This window comes from Jiella endophytica (assembly GCF_004519335.1).
Classification (GTDB): Bacteria; Pseudomonadota; Alphaproteobacteria; order Rhizobiales; family Rhizobiaceae; genus Jiella; species Jiella endophytica.
Genome location: NZ_SOZD01000004.1, coordinates 119,469 through 132,535, shown reverse-complemented (window position 1 = coordinate 132,535; position 13,067 = coordinate 119,469). Strand labels below are relative to the sequence as shown.

General features: G+C 68.5%; 14 protein-coding genes. 5 read left to right on the top strand and 9 right to left on the bottom strand.

Annotated elements, in window-relative coordinates; translation table 11 throughout:
* The first annotated feature begins 16 nt into the window (after positions 1-16).
* From E3C22_RS13640 to E3C22_RS13630, 3 genes are all read left to right on the top strand, one after another.
* On the top strand, positions 17-313 hold the full coding sequence (locus E3C22_RS13640; protein ID WP_134762611.1) for a hypothetical protein: 297 nt from the start codon (positions 17-19) through the stop codon (positions 311-313).
* Positions 314-427: 114 nt separating this feature from the next.
* On the top strand, positions 428-2,224 hold the full coding sequence (locus tag E3C22_RS13635; protein WP_134762610.1) for an SH3 domain-containing protein: 1,797 nt from the start codon (positions 428-430) through the stop codon (positions 2,222-2,224).
* A gap of 155 nt (positions 2,225-2,379) precedes the next feature.
* On the top strand, positions 2,380-3,285 hold the full coding sequence (locus tag E3C22_RS13630; RefSeq protein WP_280987755.1) for a sugar kinase: 906 nt from the start codon (positions 2,380-2,382) through the stop codon (positions 3,283-3,285).
* 45 nt (positions 3,286-3,330) lie between these two features.
* Here the strand turns inward: E3C22_RS13630 and E3C22_RS13625 are convergent, their stop codons facing one another.
* Positions 3,331-4,149, bottom strand: a complete 819-nt coding sequence (locus E3C22_RS13625; RefSeq protein ID WP_134762609.1) for a hypothetical protein — start codon at positions 4,147-4,149, stop codon at positions 3,331-3,333.
* Here E3C22_RS13625 and E3C22_RS13620 point away from each other — a divergent pair.
* Positions 4,057-5,454 (top strand): tetratricopeptide repeat protein, encoded by a 1,398-nt coding sequence (locus tag E3C22_RS13620; RefSeq protein WP_134762608.1) that lies wholly within the window; start codon positions 4,057-4,059, stop codon positions 5,452-5,454. The genes E3C22_RS13625 and E3C22_RS13620 overlap by 93 nt on opposite strands.
* A 6-nt stretch (positions 5,455-5,460) precedes the next feature.
* Here the strand turns inward: E3C22_RS13620 and leuC are convergent, their stop codons facing one another.
* The 8 genes from leuC to E3C22_RS13580 all read right to left on the bottom strand — a co-directional run bounded on the left by leuC (position 5,461) and on the right by E3C22_RS13580 (position 12,254).
* The gene (gene leuC, locus E3C22_RS13615; protein WP_134762607.1) at positions 5,461-6,912 is read right to left on the bottom strand and encodes a 3-isopropylmalate dehydratase large subunit; all 1,452 of its coding nucleotides are present in this window, start codon (positions 6,910-6,912) and stop codon (positions 5,461-5,463) included.
* A gap of 350 nt (positions 6,913-7,262) precedes the next feature.
* Positions 7,263-8,000: an ABC transporter ATP-binding protein gene (locus E3C22_RS13610; protein ID WP_134762999.1), complete on the bottom strand. Its 738-nt coding sequence runs from the start codon at positions 7,998-8,000 to the stop codon at positions 7,263-7,265.
* Entirely contained in the window at positions 7,963-8,742 is a 780-nt protein-coding gene (locus E3C22_RS13605; protein WP_245514985.1) for an ABC transporter permease, read from the bottom strand. The genes E3C22_RS13610 and E3C22_RS13605 overlap by 38 nt, the downstream gene beginning before the upstream one ends.
* A gap of 31 nt (positions 8,743-8,773) precedes the next feature.
* Positions 8,774-9,769: an ABC transporter substrate-binding protein gene (locus E3C22_RS13600; protein WP_134762605.1), complete on the bottom strand. Its 996-nt coding sequence runs from the start codon at positions 9,767-9,769 to the stop codon at positions 8,774-8,776.
* Between the two features lie 98 nt (positions 9,770-9,867).
* Complete coding sequence (locus tag E3C22_RS13595) at positions 9,868-10,458, bottom strand: energy-coupling factor transporter transmembrane component T family protein (protein ID WP_134762604.1); 591 nt, start codon at positions 10,456-10,458, stop codon at positions 9,868-9,870.
* Positions 10,455-11,129 (bottom strand): energy-coupling factor ABC transporter ATP-binding protein, encoded by a 675-nt coding sequence (locus E3C22_RS13590; protein ID WP_134762603.1) that lies wholly within the window; start codon positions 11,127-11,129, stop codon positions 10,455-10,457. The genes E3C22_RS13595 and E3C22_RS13590 overlap by 4 nt, the downstream gene beginning before the upstream one ends.
* A gap of 4 nt (positions 11,130-11,133) precedes the next feature.
* Entirely contained in the window at positions 11,134-11,691 is a 558-nt protein-coding gene (locus E3C22_RS13585; RefSeq protein ID WP_134762602.1) for a biotin transporter BioY, read from the bottom strand.
* A gap of 92 nt (positions 11,692-11,783) precedes the next feature.
* Positions 11,784-12,254 (bottom strand): hypothetical protein, encoded by a 471-nt coding sequence (locus tag E3C22_RS13580; RefSeq protein ID WP_134762601.1) that lies wholly within the window; start codon positions 12,252-12,254, stop codon positions 11,784-11,786.
* 120 nt (positions 12,255-12,374) lie between these two features.
* On the opposite strand from E3C22_RS13580, the gene E3C22_RS13575 reads away from it, so the two are divergent.
* On the top strand, positions 12,375-13,067 hold the full coding sequence (locus E3C22_RS13575) for a DUF1223 domain-containing protein (RefSeq protein ID WP_134762600.1): 693 nt from the start codon (positions 12,375-12,377) through the stop codon (positions 13,065-13,067).

Here is a 13,067-nt window from a genome sequence, read left to right as displayed (position 1 = left end):
CCATCCGGAGACAGCCATGCGTCCGATCATCCTCGCCGCCACGCTCGCCGCGCTTGCGGGGCTTGCCGCCTGCACCGGCGGAACGCCCTATCCGAACGGCTCGCCCTTTGTCGGCGCGCGGGTCTCGGCCAATCCCTATCAGCCGGGAACGCCGGACTACTGCCGGGAATATGCCCGCCAGACGGCGGCCAACACCTATGAGAACCGCATCGACCGCGGCGAGGACGGCTTCGGCGTGCAGGCGCTCACCCGCCACAGCGCCGAGCGCAGCGGCGACCGGGCCTATCAGCGCTGCCTGCAGCGGGGCAGATAAGGGCCGCAGGCAGGAAAGAGCGCGGACGGCCTCGCGCCGCAAGGTCGATTGCCCCAAGGGCAGCTCGGCGATATTGACGAATGGCAAAGTTGCGACGCTTCCAGCGAGGCTGCCATGCGCCTGTCGATTGCCATCCTACTCGCCCTCGTCCTTGCGGCCATGCCGCGGCCGGCCGGCGCGCAGCAATATGCGCAGGGCTGGCAGGCCTCGATCGAGCGCTGGCTCTACGGCCTCGAAAGCCGCACGGCGACGGCGGCCTGCGTCGACAAGCTGAAGAACCGGGCGATCACCTTCATCGGCATCGCCGAGGACGAGCCGCGCATCGGCTCGGGCCGGAGGCGCGACCTCAACAGCCTGATCGTCGACGCGATCCCCGGCAAGTACACGCCGCGCCTCGGCCGGGCCTATCGCCAGATGGTCGAGGGCATCCTGCCGCAGCGGGCGGGGGCGGCGGGGAGCGCCGAGGCGCTGCAGAGCTTTTTCGGCTCGGACATGTTCCTGACCGTCGAGGCGGAGCGCCGGCTGCCGGAGATCCTGCGGCTCTATCTCGGCCTCACCATCCTCGACCCCGGCACCGGCCAGATCTGCGCCACCGAGACCGGCCCGACGCTGACCCTCGACCTCAACCGGCTCGGCACGGCCGAACTCTCCGACACCTTCTCCAGCCGGGAATTCTACGACGTCGACGGGGCGCTGCGGGAGGCCTCGCTGAAGGCGATCACCCGGCTGCAGCAGTTCCAGCTCCTGAAGGACCCGTCGGTGCCGCTCGCCTACCGGGTCGTTGCGGAGGTGGATTCGCCCGACTGCCGGCTCGCCGATTCCATCGACGATACCTTCAACAGCGCCTATACCGAGCTCTCCGGCGACCGCCAGAGCCGCATCAATGCCAGCATCGGCGCCACCTCCTGGCCGCTGCTGCGCCGTGTCGCCGCCGGTGCCGACGGCGCCGCCCCGGCGGTCGACGGCGTCTTCCTCGACATTGCCGTCGAGCCGGCGCCGGACGAGCGCGCCACAGCGGAGGAAGAGGGCGGCTCGAACTCGGCGGTGCTGAAGCTCGACGTCTCGGCGCAGCATTCCAACGGCGCCAATATCGGCCGCTATTCCTACCGTGTCGTCGTGCCGCGCGGCGACGTCCGCAACTGCCTGCCGAAGCCGGCGAAGACTGCCGAACCGGCAGCTCCCCCAGCGGCCGATCCGGCGCTCGCCTGCGGCACGGCCTTCGAGGCAGCCCGCGCGGGCGGCTCGGTCGCCACCCTTCGCACCTTCGTCGCCGACCATGCCGATTGCGCCGGCGAGAAGCGCCAGGCAGATCTCCTGCTCGATCAGGTCGCGACCAGCTGCTCGGCCGAGGCCGACGCCATGGAGCCGGCGGCTGCGATGGCGCGGGTCGGCGTCTGCCTGCAGGAATTTGCCGGCAGCCTCCGTCACGAGATCGGCCTCAAGGCGGCCCGCGACCGCGCGGCGCAGCGCCAGAAAAGCGCCGAGGCCGAGGCGGCCCGCGAACAGCGCGAGACAGAATTGCGGGCGAAGATCGAGGCCGACTACCAGGCAAGGCTGAGAGAGATCGAGGCGCGCCTCGACGCCGAACGCCGCGAGCGGGAGGAGGCGGAACGGCGCGCCGCCGAGGCGAGGGCGGAGGCCGAGCGCCGCGCCGCGGAGGCGCGGGCCGACCCGCCCCGGATCGCCGACGGGCGCCAGCGCTGCGTCGTTGCCGACCCGACCAGCACGCCGCTCAATCTGCGGGCCTCGCCCGGCAATACCGGCAAGGTCATCGGCACGCTGCGCGACGGCCATGTCGTCTATGTGCTGCGCGAATATCCGGGCGGGCGGCCCTGGGCCTATATTGCCGACAGCGCCGGCGGGGCCGAGCGCGAACTCGGCTGGGTGTATCGGCCCTATCTGCGCTGCTGAGGCGCCGCGCGCCCGGAAAGGACGCGCGAAAGGCGCTCTAACTGATTGAAAAATCTGCGCATCGGGCTTTCCGAAAATCGATTCCGATTTTCGGGCCGATGCTGTAGTGACAGGGCCGGACATTCGTCGGAACAGATTTCCCTGGAGCAGCCATCTTGAACGAGAAGCAGCCGTCCCGCCTGGTGGCGATCGGGGAATGCATGGTCGAGCTCTCCGTCGCCGGGGAGCGGCTCTATGCGCAGGGCTTTGCCGGCGACACCTTCAACACGATCTGGCATTTCGCCCGCAACGCCCCAACCGGCTGGCAGGCGGCCTATCTGACGGCGCTCGGCACCGACCGGATGTCGGAGGAGATGCTCGGCTTCTTTGCGGCGAGCGGCATCGCCACCGATGCGGTGCGGCGCATTCCGAACGGCTCGCCCGGCCTCTACATGATCCATCTGACGAACGGCGAGCGATCCTTCTCCTACTGGCGGGAGATGGCGGCGGCGAAACAGCTCGCCGCCGACGAGGCGCATCTCGAGACGGTGTTTGCCGGCGGCGACGCCGTCTATTTTTCCGGCATCACTTTGGCGATCCTCCCCGAGGCGGACCGGGCGCGGCTCATCGACCATCTCGGCCGGGCGAAGGCTGAGGGAAAGCTCGTCGCCTTCGATCCGAACGTCCGTCCGCGGCTCTGGCCGGACATGGCAACCGCCCGGGCGGCCGTCGAGGCGGCGGCGAAGGTCTCCACCCTCTGCCTGCCGAGCTTCGACGACGAGCGGGCGACCTTCGGCGACGGGTCGCCCTCAGACACTGCCGCGCGCTATCACGGGCTCGGAGTCGGCGAGGTGGTCGTCAAGGACGGCGGCGGCGAGGCGCTCGCCTCCTGGGACGGCGGCCAGGAGCCCGTGCCCTGCATCGCCCCCGCCGCCATCGTCGACACGACGGGCGCCGGCGACAGCTTCAACGCCGCCTTCCTCGCGGCAAGGCTCGGCGGCGCCGATCCTCTCGCCGCGACGCTGGAAGGGCACAAGCTGGCGTCGCGGGTGGTCGGCGGGCATGGGGCGCTGGTGGGCTAGCAGGCCATCTGGCAGTCTGCTCGCAGACGTTGCGCCCGATGAAGTTTAACGCCAATCTGGTCCTTGAAAGATGTTTCGGGAGCAGGAATGGCGGATCCGGTCACGCTCGGTGGGTTGGTCGTCTGGGGGCTCGGTGCCGCGGCGAGCGGGGCGCTCGGCGGGGTGAGCGATCGCGGCCTGTGCGGCGTCGTCGCCGGCTTCAGGAACAAGGCGACGGCCTGGAACGGGCTGCCGGCCAATCATCATGTCGCCCGCGCGGTGCAGATTGCCCATGCCCAGGCGCTGGAGGTCGTGATCCGCGACTTCCGCAAGACCGATCCGGGTGGCTGGGCAACGCCGCCCAGCGCCGAAGGCGCCTTTTACGACGAGACGATCGCCGAATGCCGCCGGCTGCATCGCTTTGCGGAAAATGCCAATGAGGGCGATCTGCAATTCGACCTCAACGCGGCGCTGACAGGCGCCATCGACAAGGTGCTGCTCGCGCCGAATGACGGGCCGGCGGGCGAGCGTGCGGCGGCGTTGAAAGCCGGCGCCGAGGATCAGGCGATGGCGGCCTTTCGCGCAATCCTCGCCGATCGGCGATTGCCGGAGCCGCCCGGCTTCGAGGCGCTGTTCCGCTCCGTCGAGCCCGGCAGGGGCTATGTCTCGGCCTTCGGCGGCTTCGTCTCCCGCCAGATCAAGACCAACGACGACTTCCGCAACATCTATGTCGTCAAGGGGCTGGCGGAGTTGAAGGCGCTGGGGCTGGACGCCCTGACGGTGATGCTTCGGATGGAGGCAGCGTTCGTCCCGGCGCTCGAACGGATCGAGCGGCAGATCGGCGAAGGTTTCGACGCCGCCCAGCGGGATCGCGACGCGAAACATGCAGAAGACGCCGCGGATCATGCGGATACCCATCGCATGCTACGCGAGCTTCTGGCGAGCGAGCGGAAGATCCCGCCCGAAAACCTGCGCCCGCTGTTCGAGGCCGTCGGCCGCGAGGTTCCCGAAGCGCAGTTCGAAGAGGCCGTCCGCACCGCCGTCGCCGAACTTTTGGCCCGCGCGGAGCGAAAGCCGCAGGTCTTCAACGACCCGGTGGAGATCCAGGCGGCCATCGAAGCCGCCCGCGCAAAACTGCGATTGCTCGACCCGGACGGCGCCGTCGCGATCCTTGACGGCGCCGAGGCCGAGGAAGAAGCGAATGTCGCGGCCCGCAATCGCGGCCGAGCCCGCATGCGTACTGAGAAGGCGGAGATCCTGAAGACCGTCTATCGCTACGACGACGCGCTCGAAGCCTTCGCCGAGGCCGCGGCGCTCGACCCGGCGGACCCCTGGCCGCATTTCGAGAGCGGCGACATCTGGCAAATACGCGGCAATGTCACCCGCGCCCTTGCCTGTTACGAAACCGGCAGGGATGTTGCGGTGGAGGTCGGCAACGAGCGCGATCTTTCGGTGAGCCATAACAGGATCGGCGATGTGATGGTGGCGCAGGGACGGCTGGAGGATGCGGCGCAGTCATTCCAGGCCGGGCTGGAGATTGCCGAGCGACTTGCGAGATCGGATCCGTCGAATGCCGGTCTTCAGCGCGATCTTTCGGTGAGCCACAGCAGGATCGGCAATGTTCGTGTGGCCCAGGATCGGCTTGAAGATGCGATCCAATCTTACGAAGCAATGCAAAAGATCTTGGCGCATATTGCAATTTCGGACGCTTCGAACGCCGGTCTTCAGCGCGATCTTTCGGTGAGCCATGACAAGATCGGCGATGTTCGGATCGCGCAAGGTCGGCTCGAGGATGCGGCGCAGTCATTCCAGGCCGGGCTGGAGATTGCCGAGCGAATTGCGAAATCGGATCCGTCGCATGCCGGTCTTCAGCGCGATCTTTTGGTGATCCATAGCAAGATCGGCGATGTTCGGATCGCGCAAGGTCGGCTTGAGGATGCGGCGCAGACATTCCAGGCCGGGCTGGAGATTTTCGAGCGACTTGCGAAATCGGATCCGTCGCATGCCGGTCTTCAGCGCGATCTGATCATCTCGAACGTCAAGCTGGCCGAGATCGATGCCGATCCGGTCGGGCGCTATGGCCAAGCCCTTGCCATCGCACGCACTCTTGCGGCGACCGGCCGGCTTGCGCCCGCTGATCACTGGATGGTTCCCGAACTCGAGCGGCTCCTCCGCGAAGCCGGCTGCTGACCCCGCCTACTCCGCCGGCTCGAGCGCGGCTTCCGCCTTGCCCCATTCGCGCACGTCGACGAAGCGGCCGGCGATCGCGGCGGCGGCGGCCATGGCGGGCGAGACGAGGTGGGTGCGGCCCTTGGAGCCCTGGCGGCCCTCGAAATTGCGGTTGGAGGTGGAGGCGCAGCGCTCATAGGGGGCGAGGCGATCCTCGTTCATGCCGAGGCACATGGAGCAGCCGGCCTCGCGCCATTCGAAGCCGGCGTCCTTGAAGATCCTGTCGAGGCCTTCGGCCTCGGCCTGCAGCTTGACGAGGCCGGAGCCCGGCACGACCATCGCCGAGACGCTAGGCGCGACCTTGCGGCCCTCGACGATCTTTGCCGCGGCCCTCAGATCCTCGATGCGGCCGTTGGTGCAGGAGCCGAGGAAGACCCGGTCGATGGTGATGTCGGTCATCTTCGTGCCCGGCGTCAGGCCCATATAGTCGAGCGCCCGCTCCTTCGACCGGCGCTTGTTCTCGTCGGGGATCGCGGCCGGATCCGGCACGGTCCCGTCGATCGTCGCGACGTCTTCCGGCGAGGAGCCCCAGGTGACGATCGGCGGCAGGTCGCGGGCGTCGAGCTTCACCACCTTGTCGTAATGGGCGCCTCTGTCCGAGACCAGCGTCTTCCAATAGGCGACGGCGCGCTCGAATTCCTCGCCCTTAGGCGCCCGCGGCTTGTCCCTGATATAGGCGAAGGTGGTCTCGTCCGGGGCGATCAGTCCGGCCCTCGCGCCGCCCTCGATCGACATGTTGCAGACGGTCATCCGGCCTTCCATCGACAATTGCCGGATGGCTTCGCCGGCATATTCGATGACGTAGCCGGTGCCGCCCGCCGTGCCGATCTTGCCGATGATGGCGAGGATGATGTCCTTCGCCGTCACGCCGTCGGGGATCGGTCCGTCGACCTCGACCAGCATGTTCTTCGCCTTGGACTGGATCAGCGTCTGGGTGGCGAGCACATGCTCGACCTCGGAGGTGCCGATGCCGTGGGCGAGCGCCCCGAAGGCGCCGTGGGTGGAGGTGTGGCTGTCGCCGCAGACGATGGTCATGCCGGGCAAAGTGAAGCCCTGCTCGGGGCCGATGATGTGGACGATGCCCTGGCGGTTGTCGGCGGCGTCGAAATATTCGATGCCGAAATCGGCGGCGTTCTTCGCCAGCGCCTCGACCTGGATGCGGCTTTCCTCGTTCTTGATGCCCTGTTTGCGGTCGGGGGTGGTCGGCACGTTGTGATCGACGACGGCAAGGGTGCGCTTCGGCTGATGCACCTTGCGGCCTGCCAGCCGCAGCCCCTCGAAGGCCTGCGGGCTGGTCACCTCGTGGACGAGATGGCGGTCGATGTAGATCAGCGAGGAATCGCTGTCCTCGCCGCCGATCAGATGGGCGTCCCAGATCTTGTCGTAGATCGTGCGGGGCTTCTCGCTGGCTTGGCTCATTGGTCTTGGCTCCCGGCGCGGCCGGTCTCTTTCTGGGACGCCTGCCGCGGTCAATGGTTCGGACGTGGAAAAGACGGGGGCGGGCGGCGTGATCGCCGCGCCGCCGGGTTCCGGCCCTATCTGCCGCCCGCGTCGGTCAGCCGGTAGAAGAAGCGTCCGGGCAGGCGCGCGCGGTCGGAGAGCCTGGCGAAGCCCTCGCTGGTCGGCAGCCTGACGCGCCCCTTGCGGCGCGACCAAGATCGCGGAAATCCATCCATACGGCGGAAAATAACAATTCGCCCCCGTCATGACAATCGAAGCGTTCCAGCCTTGGTGGCGTGACGCCGCGTCCAAGGTGCCGGACTGTGGACTTACAAGACGCCGGAATAGCGCTTGGCGATGGCCGAGAGGGTGGTCTCGCGCCAGCGCGTGTCGCGCTCGCTGCGCGGCGTGGTGATCTCGTGGATGCCGCGAACCCGCGCCGGGCGTTCGGTCAGAAAAACGATCCGGTCCGACAGCTCCACCGCCTCGCGCAGATTGTGGGTCACCATCAGCGCCGTCGTCGGTCTTGCCGACCAGACCTCGGTCAGCAACCTGCGCAGCCGGCCCGCCGTCTGCTCGTCGAGGGAGACGAAGGGCTCGTCGAGGACGAGCAGCGACGGCCTGATCGCGAAGGCCCGGGCGAGCGCCACCCGGCGGGCGAGGCCGAGCGACAGTTCCGAGGGGTAGCGCGTCCGCATCTCGGCAAGGCCGAGCACCTCGAAGAGCTCATCGAGATCGCGGCCGGCCTCGGCATCCGGCAAGGCAAGCCGGACATTCTCCTCCACCGTGCGCCAGGGCAACAGGCGCGGCTCCTGGAACACGGCGGCGATGCGGCCGTCCGCCTCCGGCAGCTTCAACCGGCCGGTAAAGTCGGTGTCGAGGCCGAGGATGATCCTCAGCGTCGTCGTCTTGCCGCAGCCGGACGGGCCGATCAGCGTCGCAAAGCTTGCCGGCGCGACCTCGAAGGCGATCTCCTCGATCGCCCGGACGGCTTCCCCGTCGGCGCCGAGAAAGGTCTTGCCGCGGATCTCAACCGCGAGCGCGCTTCGGCCGCCAGCGGGTGGAATGGGCTTCGAAAGGTTGGACAAGCAGGAACTCGATGGTCAGCATGACGGCGACGAAGGCCAGCGTATAGGCCAGAATGGCCGCAACGTCGAAGAGCTGGAAGTAAAGGTTGATCTGGAAGCCGACGCCGTTCGAGCGGCCGAGCAGCTCGACGACGAGGGCGATCTTCCAGATCAGCGAGATGCCCGAGCGCGAGGCCGCGGCGAAATAAGGCTGCAGCTGCGGCAGCACCACGTGGCGGAGCGTCTTGAGCCCGGAAAAGCGGTAGACCCGCGCCATCTCCTCGAGATCCCGGTCGAGGGTCCGCGCCCCCTCGCGCATGGTGACGACGACATTGGGGATCTTGTTGACGGCGATGGCGCCGATCGCCGCCGCCTCGTTGAGGCCGAACCAGATATAGGCGAGGACGATCAGCACCAGCGCCGGGATGTTGAGGAAGAGGATCAGCCAGGGATCGAAGAAGCGGTTGGCCTCGGCATTCATGCCGAGGAGGATGCCGATCGCCGAGCCGACCGCCATGGCAATGACGAAGGCGCCGGCAACGCGCATCAGCGTCATGGCGAGATGGAAGAAGAGTTCGCCCGTCAACGCGTCCCGCCAGAAGGCGTCGAACACCTCCGGCGGTGTCGGAAGGACGCGGCTATGGGCAAGGCTCGCCGCCACCCACCAGATGGCGAGAAGCCCGGCAAGCGAGACGACGGCGACGAGGCGCGGGCCGAGGAGCTGCCAGGCGCCCCTCGGCATCAGCGCTCCGCCCGAGGGGGCAGCAGGTCGATCAAGAGCCATTCTTGCCGTCGTCGTAATAGGTCCCCGGCGACAGCGTCTTCGCCGGGCCGACCAGCCTTTCGCCGCCGATCCCGGCGAGAAGCTGGTAGAGCGTCTCGGTGTCCTTGGCTTCCTCGGCCCCGGAGCGGGAGGGAATGCCCTCGCGGTAGCGGTCGCGAAGGGTGGTGAAGGTCTTCTCGTCCTCGGCCTTCATCAGCGGCTTCAGCGCCTCCCAGGCCTCGTCGGAGCTCGCGAGCAGGGCCTTGGTCGCCTTGTCCGCGGCCAGGAACCCTTCGATCGCCTCCGGGTGCTCTTTTGCGAAACCGTCGCTGAACACCCAGCCGATCGCGGCGACGGGGCCGGAGGTGCCCATCTTCACCGCCGCGTCGGTGCCGGACACGAGGGTGCGAAAACCCTCTGCCTCGAGCCTTGCGGCGTAATGCCAGAAATTCAGGACGGCATCGAGCTCGCCCTGCCGCGCCTTTTCGGTCAGGAGCGGCGGCGCGCCGTAGACGATGGAATTTTCGGCGGCGAGGTCGACGTCGAAGGCCTTCTTCGCGAGCGCCTGGATCAGCAGCCAGTTCTTGTCGAGCGGCCCGCCGGCGACGCCGATGGTCCTGCCCTTCAGGTCGCCGAGATTTTCGACCGGGCTGTCGCCGGCGACCATCAGCGAGCCGACCGAGGTGGAATAGGGCACGAAGGTATAGTCGGCCCCCTCGGCCCGCAGCCGCGACACCCACAGCCAGTCCGAGACGATCATGTCGACGCTGCCGGCCTGGAGCGCGACGGCCGAGGCATCCTCGCCGGCGAAGGGGACGATCTCGACGTCGACCCCGGCCTTGCCGTCAAGGCCGGCGCGCTTCATCGCGTCGAGCTCCCAGTTCACCGTGCCGAATTTCAGGACCCCGACGCGCAGGGTGGGCTTCGTCTCGGCCGTGGCCGGCAGAGCGAGAACCATGGCGAAAAGCAGCGCGAACAGAGCCGAGACGGCGCGAGACAGCCGCATGACGATCCTCCCAAAATCGACGATGCCCGGTTCGATCATAGGGACTGCCCGGAAGGATTGCGATGGGTGCCAGTCCCAAAAGCGCGGCCGGGCGCCGTTCAGGATCGCGCGTCGATCGCCTCGGCGATCTCGTCGGCCATCTTGAGGAGACGCACGATCAGCGGCGCGACGAGGGTCAGCGGGTTCGGCCGCTGGCCCCTGGCGATCTGCGCTTCGCGGATCTCTGCGGCGATCTGCCCGACGGCGGGGATGAAGCGGATGGCGAGCGACAGCGACAGGCTGACTTTCGCGACGTCGACACCGAGGCGCGAGAGCGGCGCGAGGCCACGCTCGATGGCGTCCACGAGATCGCTCGTGCGGGTCGTCAGCGTCACCAGCGCCGCGGCGAGGACGAGGGCGGCAAGGCGCGTGACGAAAAGCGCGGCGACGGCCGGGGAAGCGAGCCAGAGTTGGGCGAGGAACAGGATCGCGAGCACGATCGCCACCGGCCGCAGCTGCGCCATGGCGAGGCGAAGGCCGAAGCCGGCGAGGCGGTAGAGCACGAGGACCGCGAGGAGGGCCGCAAGCGCCGCAAACGGTGATTCGACGAGGAAGACGAGCGTTCCGGCGACAAGCAGCGCGAGAAGCTTCCACCCCGCCGCCATGCGGTGCAGCGGGCTGTCGCCCGCCCTGTAGAGCCCGGCGATCACGGGACAATTCGCAGATAGGCGGCGATCGCCTCGCCCGGGGCCGCGTCCTCGACGATCCGGCCATCGTCGAAGACCAGCACCCGGTCGAAGCCTTGCAGCAGCGTCAGGTCGTGGGTGACGAGAACGACCTTCTGCGGCAGCGCCCCGACGGTCGCCATGATCGTGCGGGTGTTCTTCCGGTCGAGGAGGGTCGTCGGCTCGTCGAGCACCAGCCATTCCGGCTCGAGGATCATCACGCCGGCAAGCGCCACCATCTGGCGTTCGCCCCCGGAGAGCTCGTGGACGAGGCGGTCGCCGAAACCGGCAAGGCCGAAGCGGGCAAGCGTCGTTGCCACGCGGTCGGCGATCTCGGCCTTGTCGAGACCGCGCCCCTTCAGGCCGAAGGCGAGGTCCTCGCCGACGGTCGGATAGACCACCTGGTTGTCGGGGTTCTGGAACAGGAAGCCGACCTTGCGGCGGACTTCCTTGGCCTGCCTGCGCGTGTCGAGCCCGCCGACGCTGACGCGCCCCTCGCTCGGCAGAAGCAGACCGTTGAGCAGCCTCGCAAACGAGCTCTTGCCCGAGCCGTTGGCGCCGACGACGCCGATGCGCCGTTCGTTCAGGCCAAGATCGATGCCGGACAGGACCCTGCGCCCGCCGCGCTCGAGGCTGACGCCTTCGACTGCGATCATCCCGTCAGGGCCGGCCATGCGCCGGGCGGATGATCGGATAGGAGCGCTTGACCATGAGGATCGCCGCGGCGGCAAGGCCCGCCTTGATCAGATCGCCCGGGATGAAGGCGGCCGAGCCGGCGGCGGCCGTCGCCAGGGGAACGCCGCCGACGAGGGAGATCCAGGGAATGCCGATCGCATAGAGAACGACAATGCCGCCAATGGCGGCTGCGAGGAAGGCCGTGACGAAGGAGAGGCCGCTCCAGAAGCGCTCGACGAGGACGCCCGTCACCGCGGCCGCGGCGATCCAGCCGAGGATGAAGCCCGCCGTCGGTCCGGCGAAGATCGCAAGGCCGCCGCGCCCGCCGGGCAGAAGCGGCAGGCCGACGGCGACGAGGACGACGAAGAGCAGCATCGACAAGGCGCCGCGCCTTGCCCCGATGATGCCGCCGGCGAGCATCGGCCCCATCGACTGGGCGGTGATCGGCACGCCGATCGCCGGGATCATCAGCGGCGGAAAGGCGCCGAGCGCTGCCATCAGCGCGGCGAAAAGGGCGACGAGGACGACGTCACGGGTCGACAAGGGGCGGGTCCTTTCAAGACGGGACGGAATGAAGCCGTGATGCCGAGTGACCGCAATCGGGCGCAAAAATCAATGGCCCGGATCGGCCCGGCTCAGGCCGTGCCGCCCTGCGGCGGGGTGGCGGCCCGGCCGGCCGGCGAAGCCCTTTCGGCCCGCCGCCAGCGCCCGGCGCCATGGCCGGCGAGGATCCAGTAGACGAGGGCGAAGGTCAGCGAGGCGACGAGGATCGCCGTCTGGACGCTCATATGCGGCACATTCGGCCCATAGGCGGCAAACAGGATGGCGACGCCGCCGAGAAGGCCTGCGAGCATGTGGAGAAGCAGCGAGGAGAGGCCGGCGATCTCGCTCACCACCATGAAGCCGGCCCAGGGCAGGAAGGCGACGGTGCCCACCTGGATCGCCTGCGCGCCGAAATAGAACGCCGCGCGGCCGATGAAGACCGGATCGGACGCCGCCGCCCGGCTGATCTCGAGGAACGGCCAGAGCATTGCGAAGGCCGCCGTCAGGCAGGCGGCGACATAGGCGAGGGGGAGGACGAACAGAAATCTCAGGACCGTGCCCATCGGCGGCAACTCTCCTCCAAATCTCGGCCGAGCGATAGCGAATCTTCGTGGCGGGCGACAGTAACCTTTCCGGCCGCCGCACCGAACCCTCGATCAGAACCGGCCATCGAGGAGAGACCGATGTCGTTCCGATCGTCCCTTGCCATTCTCGCTTTGCTTCTGGCGACGCTGCAGCCGGCGGCGGCCGGCCAGCGCCATGTCGTCGAGCTGTTCACCAGCCAGGGCTGCTCGTCCTGTCCGCCGGCAGACGCCCTGCTCCGCACCCTTTCCGGCGCCTCGAACGTTCTCGCCCTCGGCTATCACGTCGATTACTGGGACCAGCTCGGCTGGAAGGACACGCTGGGCTCGCCGGCCCATTCGGCCCGCCAGCGCGCCTATGCGGCGCGGCGCGGCGACGGCCGCGTCTATACGCCCCAAGCGGTGGTCGACGGCGGCGGCCATGCGGTCGGCTCGAATGCCGGCGCGGTGTCGGGGCTGATGGGCGCCGCGCTGCCGGTCGATCTGACACTCGATCGCGAGGCCGGCACCGTCAGCGTCGGCGCGAAGAGGGGAACCGGCAGCGGCGCGACGCTCTGGCGCGTCGACTATCGGCGGGAAGCTGCGGTGCCGATCGCCAGGGGCGAAAACCGCGGCCGCACGGTCACCTATGTCAACGCCGTGCGCGGCATGACCCGGCTCGGGACATGGACCGGCGCGCCGGCGCGCTTCGAGCTCGGCCGCTGCGGCGCGGCCAAGGGCGCCGATGCCTGCGCGGTGATCCTGCAGGAAGGCAGCGAAGGCAGGCCGGGGGCGATCCTCGGCGCGGCGGATTGA